This window comes from Thalassoroseus sp., from assembly GCF_984380535.1.
The window spans coordinates 38,981-59,378 of record NZ_CFHRBF010000008.1 but is presented as its reverse complement, the minus strand read 5'-3'; the positions used below and the strand labels follow the sequence as shown (position 1 = coordinate 59,378).

The window sequence follows — 20,398 nt, the reverse complement described above, 5'->3', positions numbered from 1 at the left end:
TGGAGGGTAAATAGAAAACAATTGCGTAGGGTTCCAGTTAATCGGCCAAATTGTCCGGCAATGGTCGAAACCCAACTTTCGTAAACTGGGTCGGGTCGGTCGCAGATTCGGCCGAGCGAGCTCGCTGGCGATCACGCAGCTTGACAAAGAGTTCCGCAGCGCCTTCGAGCACTTCCAGGATGTTGCGGTTGTTTCTTAGCCGCACAGAATCCACAGCATGGAGATTGTCTTGCAACGCTGGAAGCTCTTTACTGAGCGCTTCTAACAAGCTCTTCAACGACTTATCTGGGGCTCGTCTTGCAGTTAAATTTTTCAGCCCAAAGCGCTGGATTATGCGTTCTGGGACTTCGCCTTCCGCTAAGGCCTTAGCAATCTCTTGTTGTGTATCGTGTGAACGTCCGAGGATCGCGTCGCCATGGTTCGCTCTCAACAATCCTTCCCGGATCGCGTTTTGGACCGGCAGCGGCAGTTTTAATAGTCGGCGGAGCCGATCAAGTTGCCGCCCCGACATCTTGACGGGCATTTTCGCCGCAATCCGATCCCGAAGCTCTCCAGGATTTTGGTCATCCTGATGGTGGCCTCCGAGCCGACCTTCCAGCGCACGTAGTTCTTCGTAACTTTTCGCAATGCCAATGGGATCTAACTGTTGACTATACAAATTGTCAGAAACAAACTCGCACATCGCTCGGGCGTCGTCGCCACCTAAGTCGTAACGAACGACGACCTCGATCTCCTCCCAACCGAGTACTTTGCAAGCCTCAATGCGCCGGTGTCCCATCAGGATCGTGTTGTCCGAGTCGATGTGGGGGTGATTACGTAGCCCATTTTTGTCGATGTCGTCCGCGAGTTCCGTGAGTTCAACGTCCGAGGGCATCCGAAAAAACTCTCGCTGCCGGGGATGCGGCTTGAGTGCCGTTATTCTTCGCTTTTCGATTCTACGCGCTGGCATCAGACCTCCTCCGTAATGCGTCGCGGAAATACTCGGATGAGCTGGACTAACAAGCCAATAATCTCGTCCAGTTGCACGCGATTCTCTGTGGCTTTTGAAGCATTTGGCTTCTTTGGGTCGGTTGCTTCTTCACGCAGCTGAATCCCAGGAGGATACTTTCTGTGTTCCTCAAAACATTTCCTGTCTTCTTCGTCCTGGAAAAGGCGACCACGCAGTTCATCCACCGAGTCAGCAAGAACAGCATTGGGGTCCTTCCGATTTCCTACGCGCAGCGAATTCAACACGATTCGCTGGGAGCTACCGGCTTGAAGGCGGAGAACTCCGAGCCGACCGTGCAGCACATCAAGGTTTTCTCGCCACACAGTTTCGTCCGTCTCGATGAGCAACAGGTCGCCGGGAAAAATTCGGAGTAGGGCCAATAGATCCTCTGGCAGGTAGGTACCCGCTTCGATCGCATAGAGCGTCTCGCGATAGGTGACGCCGGGGACGTAATGAACTTGAGGAGTGAGGTGTATGCGATTTTCACCTGGTGGACCGGGTAAAAGGCAGGATGCAATGGGAATCGGCCAGCCAGCTGAGTCAGCGGCCTCCGGTTCGGCGAGTAGCGGATCGCCTTTGCCGGTGGATAACCATGCGGGATTGACTTTGGGGTGCGCAGACAAATTGGTGACTAAGCGTTTGCCTGGATTGATGTCTCCACTCAGCACTCGGGAGATCAATGGCTGGGCGACACCCAGTTCGCGGGCCATCCGGGACTGGTTTCCCTCGAACAATAAAGCCAAGAGATGACGAATCCGCTCGACTTCCAATCCATATTGGGCTGGTTGTTTTTTCATCACAAGACCTTATTGTATTGAATTCAATTACTAATTGTATAGACTGTGTTCTGTGTTTGTCAATGATTCGCAGAATGCATTAAAGGAAGAAGGAAATGGAAAATTCGACCCATTCGCCGGATGATGGCTCGACACCCACGCCCCGACCCGATCCCTGCGCCGATTGGATTGACCAAGGAGAACTGGCCGCATTGCTCGGAATTTCAGCGAAGACGGCTTCCCTGCGGGCGTGTCGTGGGGAGTTAAAGCAGTACGAACACTGCGTCCCAGGTTGCGGACGTCGCAAATACAGCCGGGCTCTGTACGATCATGTGTTGGAAACGTGCTATGCAACATCCCGCAATGAATCCCAACCCGAAGAACGGCCTGAAGCCGGACATTTTGGCCGGTAGTTACAAACCTGTAAAATTGGCGAAGCGATGATGCAGCCTGACTTGGCAATACCGCGTGTGATCGCACTCGAACAAAACGGCCAACACGTCTTCCTGACCGATGAGCAATCTGCCTTGCTGGGAGTTATTGCTGTACCGCGCATTAGAGCGAGGGCTGATGCCGACCATGGCTATGAGCTCCAGCCACAACAAGAATCCTTGCTCTATTCTCCCGAGGGCCAGCGAATCGCGAACGCCGGATGCCTGCCGCTCCTGGGATACGTCGCACATGTTTCGGGTTTCCGAATCAATCGGCGAATGGCTGTCTCGATTACCGAACTCCCGGAGTTGGAAACCCGGGATGACCTCCACTATCCACAGCTAGCGGACTTCGTTCGCGCCCACGAACGTGGCGTCATTCGGGTTCCTGATCAGATGGACGAAGTGATTCCGGTGGCTGAACTAGCGGACGCGTTTCCCGCCAGGCAGATCATCGTGATCGGCCCAACGGTGGCAAAGTTGAAACAGATGGAACGGAAGTTATGCGAAGCGCAACATCGAGTCGGCATTCCTGAAGCACAACACAGAGCGAATCCGGTCCACTACTCCCGCGAGCAATTGACGCTCGATGTTGAGGAGGATATGCCCCGATTGGTTCTGTCGACTCCACTTGGCGTTGGCGACCTTGATTTCGCCACATGCGATCTCGTGATCCTCACGGATGCCAAACACTGCGTCCACGAAAGGGTCCAAATCGCCCTGCAACAGATCGACGCCCAATTTCGCTTGTTTGGAATCACACGTGCCAGTGACCGATTGTCACCCTACGAAGCAGGCAAAGTTATGGGTGTTCTCGGGCCTGAAGTGATTGAACTGATGCCGAACGGTCGAACACGACGCAATGTTCACGTCGCTTGGATCCGGCACAATCAACCCCAAAACTTAGAACAACGGGAAACCAGTGCCTTCGATTTCAAATGTCTGTGGCACAACGAGACACGGAATCGCGCGATTGCCAAACTCGCCAAGGCATTGGCCAGGGGTGAGGCTCTCGACGAAGAACAACATCAAAGTGTTGTCGTTTGGTTTGAAGGCCGAAACTATATGCCCCAAGCAGTCACCGTTCTGGTCGACCGTTTGGTGCATGCGGTGGCGCTCGCGAAAAAACTCCCGGACTGGCCGATCATCGCCGGCGAAGACCTCGACCTTGTGGGCTTGCCGCGCTCGATCAAAACGCGGCTCAAGCGCGGCCGACAACTTTGGATCGACGGCCCCCGTCAAATCGTGCTGACGGACTCCGCCGCCTCGGTCGCCGGGAACTGCTCCGATGTTGTCATTTGGGCAGGCGGCGGGCCGCATGGCCCGGAAATGCCGGACTCGTGGTTTGGTCAGGAGCGGGACACCGAACATCCTCTGCTGGTGGTCGACTTCCTTGACTTGTTCAACGCTCAAACCCGCCAGTGGCAGCACAGACGGCGCGAACGTTACGACCAGCAAGACATCTTCGAGGTCGGTGTCGACCCGCTGATTGGCCGAATCGAACGATTTCTCCATCGCCACTGGCGAGGAGGACGACAATGCTCGTGAGCGGTAATCTCACCTCCAACTTCAATACCCCCCGACTCGATTGGGGATGCCGGCGGAACCATCGCAAACACAAGTATTACGAGGTGACAGCGGCAAACCAGTTCTGTTTGCAGAAATTGGCTGACGTTCGCAATCTGAACTCCGCGTACCGGATTCTGGAGCAAGACGGTGGCCACGGGGCAGGCATCGACCATTTGACATTCGAGGACTTTTCACCCGGAGAAGTATTTGAAGCGTTGCGGCAAGTCTCGGAGGCGATTCAGAATCAAACTTACCAGCCCTACGAGACGTTGTCGGTTCTGGCTCCCAAGGGTGACGGTCGGTTCCGCGAGTTGAGTCTCCAGCGAATCACCGATCGCACCGTCGCCAAGTCACTCCAACTCGCGCTGAACACGTTTTGGCGCCGCCGACTTCCCGGCATCGGCCGGGATGTCTACCGCATTTATGCCAAGATGCAGCGCGTGATGCGAGAGCGAAATCACTACGTGTTGGCGATTGACGACATCGAGAATTGTTTTCCCAGCGCGAGAATTGAAGACGTCTTCAATTCACATCGCCGATTTATTGGCCAGCCAGAGCTGCTCTGGCTGATCGACCGAATCCTCCGGGGCCATGACGGCCCCCAACGCACGATCGGACTGGACCAAGGTTCGCCCTACAGCCCGGTCGGCATGGAGCTCCTGCTCCACACCCGCTTCGACGAGGTAATCAATACACCCCGCCGAGGATACCCGTTGTTACTACGGTATGTCGACAATTTGACATTCGTCTGCAACAACGAACGTGAAGGCCACGAGATTCTCTACCGGGCCAAAGCTATCTTATCCGAATTGGAAATGAATCTAAAAGGAACAGATGGCGACCCCCAGGATATCCGAGACCCGAAATTCAACACATCCGTCCTGGGATTAATCCCAAGATGGCAGGATGGCCAGTTGAAATTTACTATCCCGGAAGCCAGCTTTAAGAATCTCGAACAAGGTCTCATCAAATCCATGGAATATCCCAACCCCACACTGATTTCACGATCCGTGGTGACGGGATGGATGGAAGCGATTGGCCCGGCGTTCACGAACACGACATCACGAGAGATTATGGATCAGGCACTCAACATCACACGACGATGTGGGTTTCGGGAGTTTTCCTTGGCGGAAATCCGAGAGGCTGCATCATGTGGGAGGACACGATGGATGAAGTTGTCCCGCTCGGTTGGATAGAGGTCAGTATATCTGTCTGACCTCTGTCGATATCGAATTCCGTACTCAGTACCTTCTGTCTGCTACATCTCACGTGCGCTGCCGCACACACCAACGACCTCCCGCATACGCCGGGAGCGTGGGAGCGACGTCCCACGATCATGATTTGTTTCAGGGCGAGCCGAGACTATTTGAGAGGAGAGCAACAGCCAAACCGGTCGTCTATTCCAACAGCACCGATCTGAGAAGTGCTCAGCGAGTTCGTTGGCTTCGAGCCATTCGATGCACCTGCTTTGCGGTCGAGGTGGTAAGTTCCGCAGTAGGCCACTCTCTGGCAGGAACTTTGTCTCGACTTGAAAGTCGTCAGCTGCGGTCAGGGTGCGTCTATTCAGCGATATTCTTGTTCGAGTGCCTTAAGCACAACGATGTCGATCTGCCGCCATGAAGGAACATCCCGGGACATAATGGAACGAGCCCCTGGTAATTACCAGAGGCTCGTTCGACATCAGCATGTTCTGTGTTACGCGATTGGGAAGAACAGCCAAGAACCCAGACCGCCGACGAACATGCCCAAATGGAACCACAAAAGCCGCGGCCACATTAGCGAGTACGAAGGGGTATTCTCTGGGTCAGCGGGCGCTTCTTGAAACTCGGGATCCAAGTCGTATCGCGTGTGGTCGTGTTGACCGTCGCCAGTCCAAATTTCTGTGCGTTCCAACCCGTCGAACGGGCATTCTGTGTGAACTTTCTGCATCGATAGACCCTCTCAAAGTGAAAGTAAACGCGAGCGACGACGATGTGCCAGCCGCAATGAACTGGCTCAATTGAGGCCTCACCTTGATAAAGGCACTTCTTAGCTTCGCTGATCCGAAGTTCTCAGGGAATTCTTGATCGAGATCGAAGACGAATCCAAAGCATTGGATTCTCAAATAAGTGTCCGAGCTAGCAACGACGCAGGCTTCAGTTGTTGTGAAAGTAAACCTAAAAACGAAGACGCCCCTAGTGTCATGCAGCTTTGACAACGGCTCCAGATTCAGTTCGCGTTGTGAGAACGAATTCCGTTGTGATTGGCAACCTCATCCCATCGCCGTTGTGAACGGCATCGAACCGGCTGCCATTGGTCGTAAGACTGCGGTGCTGTGTTCTTCTACGTCGTCTCGTGCGCAAAAAAGTTGCAATCTCAGCTGGGGGGAACTGCCTTTGATAGTCGGCAGAGCGGCCGAAGCGACAACTTGGACTGTCAAAGTAGGGGGTACCACAAGTTCCACATTGTGAATGACTGAGTGGCCACCATCTCAGCTACCTTGAGGTCTTCCGGTCCGCGATATCGCAGAGATCCTTGCGGACGTCGGCAATCTCCGTTGTCCGGCTGCCTTTTCTTGGAGAAGGGTGTTCCAAGTTCGGTATCGTCGGGAGAGATTGAATGCAAAGCAGTTTATTTCAGCTGTCTCTAAATGGTGACTTCTCGGAAGAACAACTTGATGCCGCATTGGCCCTAACCAGTGCCGCTGAGAACGATCGTTCGGGCATCTATATCATTCAAGGTCCAACCGGGCTCGGCAAAACCCGAGTCGGGATCGGTCTGATCCAACACTACGTCGAACAGGGTTATTCAATTTTGTGGGTGGCCAAGAAATGGACTTTACTCGAACAAGTGACCGATGAATTGCTACAGCTTTTCCCACACTATCGCAACCAATTGCGACGTGTTGGGGGCGAGTCGGAACGGCTACGCCACCTGCCGACGAACAACCGGGGAAAAATCTACTTGACGACCTTGCAGACCTGGCGGACACGACATAGTCGAAAAGACTTCCCGAAACGTATCCGCCGGAATCGCAAATTGCTGGTTGTTTGGGACGAATGCCACTGGGCGATCAATGCCCCAACCGGCCGAGAGTTTCAGAAGTTTTATCTCGATGGCCGTGGTGGGCAACAACGGCCGGTCGTAGTTGGCTTGTCGGCAACGCCCAAGCGGAATGTCTGCCGGCCCACCGAATTGGTTTCGCACATTTCGTACGCCGAACTGGTGGGCACTCGCTTGGCACGTCCGATCGTCAAGAACGTCCAAACCAAAGTTTCCTGGGACCCGATCATTCGCAATCACTCTGTGACGGCAGAGTCGCTCGATGTTCTGGCAACGAACCGTGATCGTAATGAGATGATTGTTCACGAACTGCAGATCGGTCGGGAACAGGGGAAATATCGAAAATCGGTCGTGTTTGCGTGCAATATCGACCATGCCAAACAGCTTGGCGAGATGCTTACGATCGGGGGAACCCCGGCCCGAGTGCTGCATTCCGGCTTACGTGTTCGTCAACAGCAAGAGATCCTTCGCCAGTTTCGGACTGGGACTGTCGACGTCCTTGTCAACGTCCAAAAGTTTGTCGAGGGAGAAAATGTTCCCGAGATCGATTCCGTTTTTATCGCACGACCAACGACAAGCCAAGTTATGCTCCAACAGATGATCGGTCGTGGGAGTCGATTGACCGCCGAGAAGTCTGAATTTTGGATCATCGAGTTCAGCGATGAGATTCGAAATCGGGCCGAAGAGTTCTTTCACGCTTCAGACTTGATTGACGACAAGAATGCCACCGATACGTCGTGGCAACGCAAACCCGTGGGACCGCGACGGCACGCAGAACCCCGTGAAGTTCATCTCGAATCGCTGACGCTGCCCGATGTCGGTGAACTGGTCTTCGTTCCGAATCAGACCTTTGGGGTCGAGATTGAGTTGACGTCACCAAACGGAATACCCGATTGGAGTTCACCCGAGTGGCGGACCGGCGCTCATACATTGCTGGCGTGTCTGCGAACCCATGCCCATGCGCCAGTCGCGACTCGCCCGATGGGCTATCACGAGAGTTGTGACCCGACCCGCTGGGTTGTCGAGCACGACCGGTCCGCGGGTTGGGAAGTCGTTTCGCCGATCCTAGAGAACAAAGCTGGCTTTGAAGAACTCCAGCGGGTCTGTTCCGGTCTGGATGCGTTGGTGCGGACCGATGACCGTTTTCATCTCAACTATCGCACGGGTCTGCATGTCACGCTCGCCACGCGTTTGGACTCGGACGAACGCTTGCAAGGATTCGTCAAACGATTACAGCGTTTAGAGCCTGGTTTGATGACCCTGGTCGCACCGTCCCGGTTCTGCGAGTTTGATGGCACAAGCTACCACCTCACCGAACGCAACGGCTATTGTCGGCCCATGCGGGAAACAATCCACGACATCGCAGGACTACGATTGCAAGATTTTGCCCTGGCCAACGATCGCTATTACACCGTCAACCTTGCTCATGCCTATGACGACATTCAAAAGTTGGAAGTTCGCATCCATAGTGGAACGACCGAATTTCGCAAGATCGCCGCGTGGATCTCCTTGTGGATGCTGATCTTCAATACAAGCCGATACCAATGGTCCGGCCTCGGGGTGTGCGGCCCGGTGTTCCCCGGCGGTGATCAATTGCTGCCACCAAGCGATGTTGATAGCGAAGACATTTTTGCGTTGCTGCAAAACGAACGGATTTTCTTGGGGGCCGAGTTCGCTGCCACGCTGCGGAAGCGACGCAGCGAACTGCGGTCGGCGTGGAAGAAAGTGCTGCCACAGCGAGTCGCATCGTGGACGGCAGCCGGTTGGTACGATGAACTGCCGGCTGTGACTTCCGGAAGCGATCGCGTTGCTTCTTGATCGTCCGACCAATACGGTCTCTAATTCATCATCGAGATTCACCGCCTCCTGGCGGTGGTCAGAGTTCACGGCTTTGCCAGTACGACTATGTTTGTTTCTCTGAACTTCAACAAGCTATTCCTTTCACGACAATCGACCTGTCCGTGCCTCAGCTAGGCTTGTCCTAAACGCCACCGGCTCTGCCGGTGGCTTCTTTTTACCGGGTAATTTCGAAATCACTTCACCTACATCAACGCTGCAGCTGCCAATGATGTTGCCAAAATGGCGAGCAGCGTGGCTGCAAAGCGAAGCGCGAGCTGCCGGGGAATCCAGGCTCGCGGAGGCGACGGGTGCTCAGACGCTTGCCATTGGTTCCAAGCCTGTTCAGACCATTGCACGTCCGACCGTTCGGCAAATTGCTCAAGCCAGGGCCGACTAATCCCTCGAATGTCCTCGATCTCGATTTCGACACTCCGCCTTGGTTGTTCGTGGAGACCATGCGAAATGAGGTCCGGTAGCGTTTCGGACGTCAGATAGAAAACCTCGGCATTCTGAGTTGACACCATGATGGGCACCTTGAGCCTTTCCAATGAAAAACTTGGGAAACGCGAAGGACACCTGCTTCAGTATGACTTGCCGAGCTGCTTCGCGTGGGGGTCACTTTTAGAAAGGCAGGCCACTCGATGATTTCAGGGTAAAATTCCAGAAATCGAGGCAATCCAATATGCGAATGGCGTGGCCTTGCCGAGTCGATTTCGAAATGAAACAAAGTTCATCTGGCATTGACTCTTGAGTTCGCCGAGTACGTGCTCTTGCAAGCCGCGAAAATAGTGATAGACAGCGTTCACCGCTGCCCGGTGAGAAATTGACCGCGGTTCGCCGAGCCGTTGCGGAATGCTAGGAGGCACCCTGCATCAGTGGACCTGAAACTGGAATTAAAAAGTTCGCTTCGAGGTATTAAAGGCAGCGATGAGTGAGTTTATAGAGTCGGCGTTTTTCATGGGTGACAATTGGCCTTCGCCATTGGTCCGCTTGATGGACCAGATAGGCATAGGCCCGTGGTTTGTCCTGTTGACGCAAAGCAATGAAGTTCTGAAATCGATCGACGTATTGCACCAGTGTTGTTGCGACCATCTCGAAGGCTAGGTCGTGGTCTGCGATGTCTGAGGCATTGCACAAACTCAGGTTTTCCCAATTCGCCAGCAGCGTGATTAACTCGTTGCGGATTTCAGGTTGATCGGTCAGTGTTTTTTGGAGAACCTCGGCGGGAATGGGACGTGTCCCCCAGACCTCGGGTGAGAATGCCATATCGACCCGCATCTGGGCTTCCCGTAGAATCGGGTTGTTCGAAAGCGAGTATTTCAACGCATTCTCACGGCGATGCCGTAGCTGGTCGTCTTGCATTTGCCGACGCAATAGCGAAAGTTGTCGCCAAGCCACCCACGCCGCGAACAACACAACAGCAATCTCGATGACATCCAACCACTCAGCTTGCGAAAGTCCCCAAAACCAGCTCCGAATTTCGCCGGCGTGTTGTTCAATTCGGCTGACGTCCATAGTCCGTTCCCTACCTTTGAAGCCGTAGTCTGTGGGCAGGGAATCCAACACCCTGCTTGCAATCGTGACCGATAGACTTCAGAAGTTCCAAAAGCCAGACGTGCTAGCGTTTGGAAATCTATGTCTACGCGGGTCACAATTTCAAAGGCAGTGGGCTCATCAACCAGATGAAGAAAATTGGTGAGATTTCCGACAGATACTCAGATTTGGCTTGATTTCGGACGCAACCTCGTTTCACTCTGTTGTCTCGGAATAAGATCACCTGATTCATCTTGATGCCGTCGCAGACTATTTACGCGGATCCTCGCCTGCGGCGAGGATGGGTCGAAGGCTTAAAAATGGTTTTCGGGAATAGCCCTGGCGACACGAACCCCGAAGACGTGAACCGCGTCTGGTGGAAGGCGGCCCACGCGACATGCCGAACGGCAAACGGAGACATCCCCGTCGTCGAATGAGCCACCCCGCAATACACGATACCTACCGACAAAGTCCGGTTTCCGGCCTTCTTCAGGGTTCTTGTGCCACCAACTGCTCGTCCACTCCCACACATTCCCATGCACGTCGGACACTCCAAAGCCATTCGGTCGACGAGTGCCTACACTTCGCGTTTTCTTCGTATTTTCACGAACCCATGCATATTCTCGCAGCAGCTTTTCATCATCACCAAAGCACCACTTCGTTGGCGGCTCATCCATGCCGGACTTCCCGCGACAGACGTACTCCCACTCGTGCTCGCTCGGTAAACGCCCGTGCAGCCACAAAGACACGCACCAAGCGTCATACCAATTCAGATGGATTACCGGACAGTCTGGCTCAGAACTGCATTTTTCATATTCGGAAAATCGTTCGGCGTGAGTAGGATCGAACTGCTGATACACCGCATTCGTCACCGTACAACCACTGAGCTGAAAACCCCCATCCACCGCCGATTTATGTAGTGGCTCTTTCATATAGCCCGATTCCGCATCCCCCATCCAAAACTCCCCTGCCAGAATGCTGACAAACCCTTCCCGCTCTCCACTAGGCATATCCCGATCAAAACGACGTTGCGGACTATCGGCCGAAGATTCACCAACCAACTGCGGAAATTCTCCTAGAAACTGCCGTATCACCCACCGAGCTGCCAACGGCGGTTCGTCCGGCAACTGACTCTCCAGGTCGGATCCCTCATTCGATTCGACTGCGGCGCGAATCTGATGTTGGAGTTTCGTCGTGATCGCCTGCACCAAGGACTCAAAAGCGTTCTCGTCCCGGAGATGCCCGGCAATTCCCAGTAGCCCCCGCCAACTGCGATATATGATCTCCGTAGACCGGACCACCGCCTCGCCCTCAGGGGGTCGCAAGAACAGTACCGACAGCGATGAAATCCACACCTGATCACGCCGAGCGGCTTCCTGCGTTCCCTTCGCCCCCGGCATCTCGGCCGCCAACCGCCAGAATTCATAGAGTTTCCCGTGGGCATAGTGTCTATGGCCTTCACCTCGAAGATACGGATGCGTTCGCAGCCAATCCCGGTCGGCTGCCGAGGTGGAATACCTCGTCACCCACAATGCCGCTAGAAAATCTTGCAATGTGCGGTTTCGCCAATTCAAATGCGTGAGTTCCGCGGCAAACGGATTGCCATCGGCCTTGACCGCTAGCACCCCCGGATCAAGCAACAAGTTGACGGCGACCAATCGACCCAAATCCGCCTCGAACCTTTCGCTATCGCCGTTGTATTCGTACTGCAGCTCGTCACCACGGCGAATCCAGATGTCCTCGATGAAGGTCTCCAAGTCGGCAAAGTTGCCCTGCGAGACCGTTTCAAACGCCAGCAATGAGAATAACTTGAGGGCTCGATTCTTTTTCATCTTCACGGGCGGATTGGCAAGGCCGCGCTCGAGCATTTTGTCCACGCACCGCCAATACAAATCGCTCGCCGTGCGGACACCGTTCAACTCGTTTTTTGAAAGGCTGCGAACCGTCTCCAAAGCTCGCGGAATCGCTATCACATCCGAGTCGAGTTGCTTGAGCTTCTTGTATCGTTCGGAGCCCAAAAATGTCTTTTGCTGCTCGTCCGTGAAGGAATCGATCTGCACGAGTTCCCACGGCCCCGTGGAGCCGATCGTCGTATCGCAGGCGAACAACGAATCCCAGTAATACTGCACGGCAAACGGTCGGCCCGAAATCACGCAGCGCACTTTGGGATAGGCAACCAGGAAACTCGCTAAAGCCTCCGCGGTCTCCTTCGGAGATTTCGCTTGGTTCGCTTGATCCAACGCATCCACAAGCAATGTGAACTGACCCTGGCGAATCTTGCGATGCACAAGCCGCAACAGCCTCTTCTGAACTTCGTTGCTATCGGCCCCCGCACTCGACGATCCAAGTGCAACCTGCAGCGGTGCGATCAGTCGGGGTGTTTTGCCGTCAATCGAACCGAGATAGGCATTGTGATCATTCGGCAACTGATGAAACTCGAATCGCACCGCGAGATGACCAGGATCGGCCGCTTGCCGCAGATATTGAATCTGCTCCAGTGACTTCGTTTTCCCCATCCCGGCATCTTCGACCATGCACAATCGCTTGATCGCCGGGTCGGCCAGAAACGCGGTGCGATCGTCTACCGCCTCCCAGCCAAACTCCGAATCAGGCGAGTTCTTCTCGCCCTCGGCCATGAATCGGAACCGCCGATCCCGCAACCACTCACTCATCTGGCCGCCCGACCACGGTGCATTCAATCGGAACATTTGCTGGTCGGCAATAAACGGGGGCATATCGTTTGACTTTAAGGACATTACCACCTCACGAGGAACAGAACCTGCTCTTCTGTTGCGTCGCCTGTGATTGTGCCGTCAGAGGAAGCCGTGCTCAACCGTCGAGACACTCTTTCGACTTGAGAGACCATCAGGACCTCCCTTCCCAAAGGCAGTAGCCCTGGATTTCGGTCTGCATGCAAAACGAAGAAACAGTCGCAGTGGGACCTCCTTCGCTGCCTTTATCTTGGGAAAATCCGACCGGAAAGATCGATCCGATACCGTCAGGGGCGCGACAAATTACTTGAATGCCTGTACAATCAGTCTCTGTCATGACGTTCAAATTCGTAACGCGCGTGGATGAGTCGGGAATGGTACGGTGCACGCGAAAATGGCCTTTTTTGTCCGGATTCAACGATAATCTTCCGGCTCACTCTTGTCGTAACCCATTCAGAAAAATCCACTTAGGGTTCAAAGGGAAGCATGAGTGCCAAAAATTCGCAGATTTGTCGTGAGTTCAGGGTGAGCCCCCTACCTTTGAGATCGGTGTGCCAGATCAAGTTCAAGTGAATGACGTTGAAGCGTGGATGAACATTCCTGTTCTGACTTGGGAGTTAATACGCATGTGTCAGACGTCTGGATTGCCTAAAAGACCATCGCCGAAGGAGTTTCGGCGACTCTGCGAGGAATTGGGGGTGGCTCACGAGCCTTACTCAGATGACGAGATTAAGGAATTGGGCTCACAAGAAATGCACCTCAAGATTCAACCGTGGTGGCAGAACCTTTATCAGGCTCTCGCATTGCGAATCGAGGCATTGCAGATCATGCCGCTGCGGCGTTTAGGGGAGATGGTGCTCTTGGGGACGGGCAGCAATCTGAGAACCTTGCGACGCTGGAGCGGTTGGATCCCAGATTGCCCAACCGAACAGAAATCCTCGAACTATGAAATGCACCATTGCTGGTGGGTCATTGGCGAAGACGGACAGCGGCATTTCTTGGGGGCCTTGACGCACGCTGTCGGAAGCAAAGTTTCTGGTCAGGGCACTGTCTGCCCCTGGTGGGGTTGGCAAGGCGGCGATGCTGGCTGGCAAGAGTACGAATCCCGACGCCAACAAACTCAAGTTCCGATTCAGGTGGTCAATTGGACCAAGATCCCGATCGAAGGGGGTCAAAACGCGAGCTTTGGATTCCAACTGGGAGGGGAACTCGCTGGTATGCTGCTCAGTGGAAACTGCACCTGCTGGCTTCATTTCGAACGCCGCGGGCTTTCACCGAGTCAATCACATGACGAAATTCGCCGGGAAACTGATCGGATACAGATCGAAAAAATGCTACGAACTTGGCAGGACAGCTACGCAATTTGGCAAATGGCCCCTGGCAAAAAAAACGAATTACTTCGTGAATTAGCCTCGAAAACGATTGCGGAAAAAGAACGAGAACAGATCAAAGAGAAAATCGCGGAGTGGGATGCGCTGATCCTGACATCGCAAGACGTAATCAAAGAGACGACGGCAGCGATCTCCAGAGAATCGTCGCGGGTTGACAATTGGCTGCAACGATGTCGAACAGAACACCACCTCTCAGCTTGGCAGGAAGGGGAGCATCTCAACAGTTTTCTTAGTCGGTTTCTCGTGCATTTGCCGCTTCCACTCAGCGATTCGGTCAATTTGATCAACGATGCTCGCAAGGGAGTCCTCGTACCGTACGCTAGGTACGAAGGTGATTATGCCTTCGATGCAGATGGGGATAGTTGCGAAGTCGACCGTTTCAGCAACGAGTCGCGAAAGATTCGAGTGGCTCGGGCATTGGTCTGCCCCGATTGCGATAAACATCTGCCGCCAGCAGGTCGCTGCAACTGCTCAGCGAGTCCTGCCGTTGTCGAGCCCAAATTCCAATACTTTGCCCATGAAGAATGTCGGGAGGCGACAGCATTTCGATGCAAGTCTTGTCCTCAAGATGCCAAAGGGAAGCATCCATTGAGCATCATTGCCAATCCGACTTCAACACCATGCCCCCGGTGTGGTGCTGTCGCCTGGAAGTTAGACAGCCCCCCGTCCCATGTCTGGGTGCCTGTCCAGACCCAAACACTCGATCCCGGTTGGCAGCGGGAAGATGACAGACCCCCAAATTCAGATCCATACGATGAGGATGATGATCGGACCGTACAGCCCGTCTCAGACGATTTAAAGGGAGACGACTGCAATACGCGACAGACTGCCATCGAAGACGCCATCTCGGAACTGCGACCGCTGTTCGATTCCACCAGCAAATGCCATCAACAAACTGGACAAATTCTTCGTCGATTCATCAGAGCACGCGATCACGAGAACGCCATTGACAATCTCCAAGACAGCGTGGAAGCGGTCTGTTTGAAGTGGCAAACGACACTTGGTGAACTGACGGATTCGCTAACCGACGTGTGTCCTTTGTCAGTATATCTTCTGCGGCATCTTGCAGACCACCAGCGCAAATCGAAGTGAGCTACCTTTAAGTCATTCAGAATACATTTGAGCCCGAACTTGGAGCTCGCTAATGGGAGATAAAATGATGACCATGATCAAAGATATTTTGGATCGAGTTCAAACCGATCTTCACGAACTCTGTGAGGAGTTGCGTCTGCATCGTGGCGAAGCACGTGTTGTCACCCGGGGCCTAGTCACATTGCGACTTGAATGGAAGACATCTGCCGACGGGCAAGCGGCTTTGTGTGGCTCGGTACTGATCGAGCCGGGAATACGTGAGCGTGTGGGGGAGATGCCTTGGCACTTGGCTGATCAACACGGGCAACCCGTCGCAGATGGTTGGACAAACACGAACGGCCATTTCACAATTTGGCTTGATGCTCACGTGAGGAGTCAGTCTTTCCATCTCAACTTCGATCGCCCGATTCCCGCGTCGCTGAAGACCCTAGGCCTGTTCGATCGCAACGAGTCCTCAGCAATTGAAGCCGATCCACCACCCCAGCCGATCCCGCGACTAGCAGCTAGTAGCAGCCCTCGGCCAACGAAGTATACTCCATCGCGACCAATACGGGGAACCAGCATCTATCTAGAAGTCCTGCTAGGAGAGAGCCTCAATCAGCTGCCTGAGGGCGAATGGTTTGGATTGTCGTCGAATCGTCAATGGGTGATACTTGATTATCCGTCAGACCAATTAGAAGACCGCTCAAAATCCTTTCCCTATCGCACAGCACTCATCGAACTGTGTGACAACAAGGGAGAGGTTGTCGCGGCACAACTCGTACCAGCCGTTCGGAATGACAGAACTCAGCCACCACGGTTTCAGGGACGAGTTCCGATCAAGGCACAATTGCCTACCGATCCAGAACAGGAGTTGATCCCCCATCTTTGGCAGGTACGAGACGATATGAACGTACTTAGCCGAATCTCACTCAAGCTAGTCGAAGAATTTCTTGACGAAGACGTAGTCGCATCTGACCCAGACGTACAACAAGCAGCCGAACGACTTGCACAGAAATTGGAGACACAGGAATGATGGCACTCGATCAACTACTCAGCGGTGAAATGCAAACTGGCATCCCTCCTGAATTGCTATTCGGCGATGCGAGTAAATTGTCCGACTTGCTCTTGCGAGCAGGCAACAGAAATGTGCCACTCCTTGGGTTGGCAGCAAGACTTGCCAAACTGGCACATAATCCGAAGCTACCATCGTGGATTGCGTTTCGACAGCAGGAGCGGTTAGCAAGTGCAGCACGCCATACTCTGGCAGGAGAAGCGGCCGTCCTTCGCGGTGTCCATGCCAATTCAGTCGGGGATCTTGACAACGCCCGCTGGCAATTTGCAATCGCTGTTGAGCAATTCAATGCGGCTTGGGATCCACGATTCGTTATAACGCTAGACACGTCGGTTCCTGAAACGACGCTCACTCAAGAAGTATCAAGCATTGAGAGAAGTCCATGGCAGGCTCTCATTCTCGATGACGAGGCGACAAAACTTCTACCTCCCCACTCAAGGGAGAATGCCGTCGGCTATTGGACAACTCACGACTTGATATTTCGGATCGCAACTCGAGCCGACAAGACATCCGAGGCGTGGCGTACAGTCTACACACCGATTGTCGGCGGAATGCCGGGTGGGCAAGGAAATCGACTGCTTTGGTTGACCGTAGAACTCTGCCCCGTGCGAAACGGCGGCCCGTTTTGTCCGGATCCGCTGTACCTTGGCTTAAGCTCGATTGTCGCCGAACCGGAACCCTTGTTCGAGGCCATGAACGAAGTATGGGATGTGTCCGGGCTTGGTGCCCGCTTTCGCGGACGATGGCGAATTACAAACCCGCCAGAGATCAAGCGAGGAGACGGCGGTCCCCTCTTCCCGAGTCGCTTCTTGGGAAATTCGGCTCAAGCCGCGGCACTGTGCGCTGTCTTGGCGGCAAGTGGCAATCCTTATCAAGAGGATCTACATCAGGATACGCCCGCGGAGCCCTTGGTCGACGATGTAGCAATCACGGCACAACTGGGACCACTTGGCGTCGAAGATAGACTGGCCGACCGACAGCTTGGACCTGTAGGAGGAATTCCTGAAAAAGTTGGGAATTCCTATCGAGCTCTCGACACGCTCGTTTTTGCCACGGAAGAATACACAGGACCAGACAGATTTCAAGATCTTGTAATTGAACACGTACAAACTGTTGGAGAAGCCCTCGATCTGTTGTTGGTCACCAACCGTTATTTGAAGAAATACCAACATCAGGTGCGGGAGAAGTGGTTGACTCAATGGGCTCCCCGAACGGCTCGGCATCCCGAGGATGATGGTCCTGGTCCCGATGATGAAAACGAGCCGGTCGAAATGGCATCCGATTCCGACGAGTGAGATTCCCAATGACAGATGGCTGCATACAGCAACCGCCTTATATCGCTGATCAAGAGTGGCGTGTGTTGACCGAGTTCGAGCATCCTGAACGATACCTGACAACCGCGCAGTTTCGGACGGGCCGGCCGGGGGCCGCTTTGCCGGCGGATGTCCCGTACGACGATCCGTGGGTCGAAGTCCCGGACCACGAAGATGTGGTTCTCGATCGGTTCAATCAGGATGGCATCAGTCCGGGAGATTTGCGGCGGTTGGTGATCACGACCGACGCGGGGGTCGGCAAGACGAAGGCCGTTGAGTGGTTAACCTATCAGTTCAACCGACCACACACACGCTGCTTGGCCTTCAATGTGCCAATCTCCGAGTTGGCCGGATCGGCAGGTTCTGTGGATGATCGTTTGCTCGACTACTTGGCGGGGCAAGTTCGGAACGCTGCCCGTGAAGATCGCTGCTCGACGGCTGATGCCGAGCGACTCGTGGAATTTCATCGCCGGACGAATCGGCTCGTGTTGCTATTCGATGGGTTGGATCAAGCGGGAAAAGGTGTCGCCGGATTGGAGCATGTTCTCAGTTCGTCTTACTGGTCTCCTTGCCGCTTCGTGCTCGCCGGGCGACCGTACGCGCTCAAATCGAACTGGGAACGGCTCTTCGCCAATCAGGTCCAGGACTGGCGGTTCCTGCGGTTGGAAGAGTTTGATGAAGACCAACAACGACGGTATCTCGGCAAAACGAGTTCCGGAGAATCGCAGTTTGATTTGATCCCCGAAGACGCACGGCCCATCCTTGGTGTGCCGCGGGTGTTGGACTATCTTCGGAGACTAACCGACGACGATTTGGCCGAAGTTCACACCGCGGCCGATGTGTACTATCAAGCGATCCGCGAACTCCTGAAACAAGGGCTGGCCGGTTCTCCCCAGGCCCGGCTCTTGGGATGGGAAACGGACACTCCACCCCAGCAACCGCATGTCGACAACTTGGATCACGGGTTTCGGTTGTTGAGTGCCATCGCCTTCGAGATGACGAGCCAATCCATCCGCGTCCAAGTCAACGGGGAGTGGCAGACCAAACCGAATTTCGATCGGATCGGCCGCCAGAATCGCGAGTTTCAACGATTCACCGATCGCTTGCGGCGGGATCGGTATCTGGTTCCACCCAACCACAGTTTTGCTCGGGACATGACGGCACTAGCGGCCCTCAACGATATTTTGGAACACGGCGTCTTCGATACCGATCTAGCCGGTCTGCAGGAAATTCAGTTCCGCAACCGCTCACTCCAGGAATTCTTATGTGCGTACTATCTGGCCAATCACTGGCTCGATGACACCGAAAGTGAATCGGGAAGCCGACGGCTCGAGCAGGATCGTACGCGGCTTTGGGAGTGGGTGTATTTGACGGAGCGAACGGACACCGAGGAGTTCTATTACATTTGGCAATTCCTGTGCGAGATGCCGCAGAAAGCCCATGATCCGCAATGTTGGCTGGAAGCGATTGAACCGCTCTATCGGCCGTGTTCTCCGAACAAGGATGGCGACTGGGAAGCCAAACGCTCCAGTGAGATGATCTTTCGGTCTTGGCCACGACTGGAAGCGTTGTGCATGAGGGGGAAGCAACGAGCGCTGGAAATTCGCGAGCGTTGGTGGGGAGAGTTCGAGCAGATTTTGGCCGGACAGCAAGGGGACGAGCGGCGGGAAGCCGCGAAGGCGTTTCGGGATAGCTTCCTCACATTACCGGCTGGCAAATATCGCATGGGTTCACCGCTGGGCAAAGCGGGCATGCCAGCGGATAAACGCCGCCACTGGCAAGAGTTCATTGACGAAGCTCCCGAGGGTGATCCATCCGGCTATGTGGCGGACTATGTGGCGGACTATCTGGCCGACTGGAACTTTGGGTTTGGAAAAGACGTACAGCGAAGGAAATCGAATTTTCAAAGTTTTCTATTACGGGTGTTGAGTGGTGGCGGCATCGAAATGCTAAGTGCCGGCCTCTATCCCAGCGATGAAACTCCCGATGACCCTGACCAACAGATTGCCAGCTTCCAATTGAGCCGATCACCAGCATTGAATTGCTGGTACCGGCTCTATCAGCCGCGCCACGGCTTGAACGGGAGTCCCTTTGAGTCTAACTACCAGAAATATAGCGCCGGCAGTGATCAACCTGCAATTTATCTGAGTTGGTTCAATGCCTGGGCCTTTTGTTGGTGGGCGCGGTGGGAGGGACAGAGTTGTCGCTTACCGTGGGAGAATGAATGGGAATATGCGGCCAAGTACGGCACACTCTGGGATGCCGATTATTGGTGGGACGGGGAGTTCGACCCGCAAAAATGCAATGCGGATTGGAACATCGGCAAAACGACCGTTCCTTCTTCCGAACATGCCAATCCAGCGACACGCTCGCTTGATCGACTGGACATCGGGCTGATGGATTTGCTGGGCAATGTCGAGGAATGGTGCCAAGACCTTTATCGCGGTCAATACGTGCAGACCATTAGCGATGCACCGGGCAGTTCCCACGGGTCTCGTGTGTTGCGGGGTGGCTCGTTCAGCGTCAGCACCTCCACCTGCCGTTCGGCTTACCGTGACCTCAACCATCCGACCGTCGCGATTCACGACTATGGGGTTCGTGTCGCCAGGGCTCTTCCCGAAAATCTCAACTCTTAAACCCTTAATCCTATCCTCGCCGC

14 protein-coding genes are annotated in these 20,398 nt (G+C 54.3%); 8 read left to right on the top strand and 6 right to left on the bottom strand.

Annotated features, from left to right (window positions below; all coding sequences use genetic code 11):
* Positions 1–37 precede the first annotated feature (37 nt).
* Both AC5DDB_RS12315 and AC5DDB_RS12310 read right to left on the bottom strand, forming a co-directional pair.
* Positions 38–949, bottom strand: a complete 912-nt coding sequence (locus AC5DDB_RS12315; RefSeq protein ID WP_491740033.1) for a ParB/RepB/Spo0J family partition protein — start codon at positions 947–949, stop codon at positions 38–40.
* On the bottom strand, positions 949–1,785 hold the full coding sequence (locus AC5DDB_RS12310) for a hypothetical protein (RefSeq protein ID WP_491740032.1): 837 nt from the start codon (positions 1,783–1,785) through the stop codon (positions 949–951). The genes AC5DDB_RS12315 and AC5DDB_RS12310 overlap by 1 nt, the downstream gene beginning before the upstream one ends.
* 95 nt (positions 1,786–1,880) lie before the next feature.
* Here AC5DDB_RS12310 and AC5DDB_RS12305 point away from each other — a divergent pair, with 95 nt between their 5' ends.
* Genes AC5DDB_RS12305 through AC5DDB_RS12295 form a run of 3 tightly spaced genes read left to right on the top strand, consistent with a single transcriptional unit; the run spans position 1,881 to position 4,960 of the window.
* Positions 1,881–2,177: a hypothetical protein gene (locus tag AC5DDB_RS12305; RefSeq protein WP_491740031.1), complete on the top strand. Its 297-nt coding sequence runs from the start codon at positions 1,881–1,883 to the stop codon at positions 2,175–2,177.
* Positions 2,178–2,204: 27 nt separating this feature from the next.
* Positions 2,205–3,743 (top strand): hypothetical protein, encoded by a 1,539-nt coding sequence (locus tag AC5DDB_RS12300; RefSeq protein ID WP_491740030.1) that lies wholly within the window; start codon positions 2,205–2,207, stop codon positions 3,741–3,743.
* Positions 3,734–4,960 carry a reverse transcriptase domain-containing protein gene (locus AC5DDB_RS12295; protein ID WP_491740029.1) on the top strand — a complete coding sequence of 409 codons (1,227 nt, stop codon included), beginning with the start codon at positions 3,734–3,736 and terminating at the stop codon, positions 4,958–4,960. Before AC5DDB_RS12300 ends, AC5DDB_RS12295 begins: the two co-directional genes overlap by 10 nt.
* A 499-nt stretch (positions 4,961–5,459) precedes the next feature.
* On the opposite strand, the gene AC5DDB_RS12290 is transcribed toward AC5DDB_RS12295, so the two are convergent.
* Positions 5,460–5,693, bottom strand: a complete 234-nt coding sequence (locus tag AC5DDB_RS12290) for a hypothetical protein (RefSeq protein ID WP_491740028.1) — start codon at positions 5,691–5,693, stop codon at positions 5,460–5,462.
* Positions 5,694–6,362: 669 nt separating this feature from the next.
* On the opposite strand from AC5DDB_RS12290, the gene AC5DDB_RS12285 reads away from it, so the two are divergent.
* On the top strand, positions 6,363–8,624 hold the full coding sequence (locus tag AC5DDB_RS12285; RefSeq protein WP_491740027.1) for a DEAD/DEAH box helicase family protein: 2,262 nt from the start codon (positions 6,363–6,365) through the stop codon (positions 8,622–8,624).
* 224 nt (positions 8,625–8,848) lie between these two features.
* Here the strand turns inward: AC5DDB_RS12285 and AC5DDB_RS12280 are convergent, their stop codons facing one another.
* The 3 genes from AC5DDB_RS12280 to AC5DDB_RS12270 form a co-directional block, all read right to left on the bottom strand.
* Positions 8,849–9,169, bottom strand: a complete 321-nt coding sequence (locus AC5DDB_RS12280) for a hypothetical protein (protein ID WP_491740026.1) — start codon at positions 9,167–9,169, stop codon at positions 8,849–8,851.
* 391 nt (positions 9,170–9,560) lie between these two features.
* Positions 9,561–10,160 carry a DUF4760 domain-containing protein gene (locus AC5DDB_RS12275; protein ID WP_491740025.1) on the bottom strand — a complete coding sequence of 200 codons (600 nt, stop codon included), beginning with the start codon at positions 10,158–10,160 and terminating at the stop codon, positions 9,561–9,563.
* 332 nt (positions 10,161–10,492) lie between these two features.
* Positions 10,493–12,934, bottom strand: coding sequence for an SUMF1/EgtB/PvdO family nonheme iron enzyme (locus AC5DDB_RS12270; protein ID WP_491740024.1), 2,442 nt, complete (start codon positions 12,932–12,934; stop codon positions 10,493–10,495).
* A gap of 581 nt (positions 12,935–13,515) precedes the next feature.
* On the opposite strand from AC5DDB_RS12270, the gene AC5DDB_RS12265 reads away from it, so the two are divergent.
* The 4 genes from AC5DDB_RS12265 to AC5DDB_RS12250 all read left to right on the top strand — a co-directional run bounded on the left by AC5DDB_RS12265 (position 13,516) and on the right by AC5DDB_RS12250 (position 20,375).
* On the top strand, positions 13,516–15,372 hold the full coding sequence (locus tag AC5DDB_RS12265; protein WP_491740023.1) for a hypothetical protein: 1,857 nt from the start codon (positions 13,516–13,518) through the stop codon (positions 15,370–15,372).
* Between the two features lie 64 nt (positions 15,373–15,436).
* Positions 15,437–16,387: a hypothetical protein gene (locus AC5DDB_RS12260; RefSeq protein WP_491740022.1), complete on the top strand. Its 951-nt coding sequence runs from the start codon at positions 15,437–15,439 to the stop codon at positions 16,385–16,387.
* Entirely contained in the window at positions 16,384–17,721 is a 1,338-nt protein-coding gene (locus tag AC5DDB_RS12255; protein ID WP_491740021.1) for a hypothetical protein, read from the top strand. The genes AC5DDB_RS12260 and AC5DDB_RS12255 overlap by 4 nt, the downstream gene beginning before the upstream one ends.
* Before the next feature lie 8 nt (positions 17,722–17,729).
* A complete protein-coding gene (locus tag AC5DDB_RS12250) occupies positions 17,730–20,375 on the top strand; it encodes an SUMF1/EgtB/PvdO family nonheme iron enzyme (protein ID WP_491740020.1) in 2,646 nt (881 codons plus the stop codon).
* Positions 20,376–20,398 lie beyond the last annotated feature (23 nt).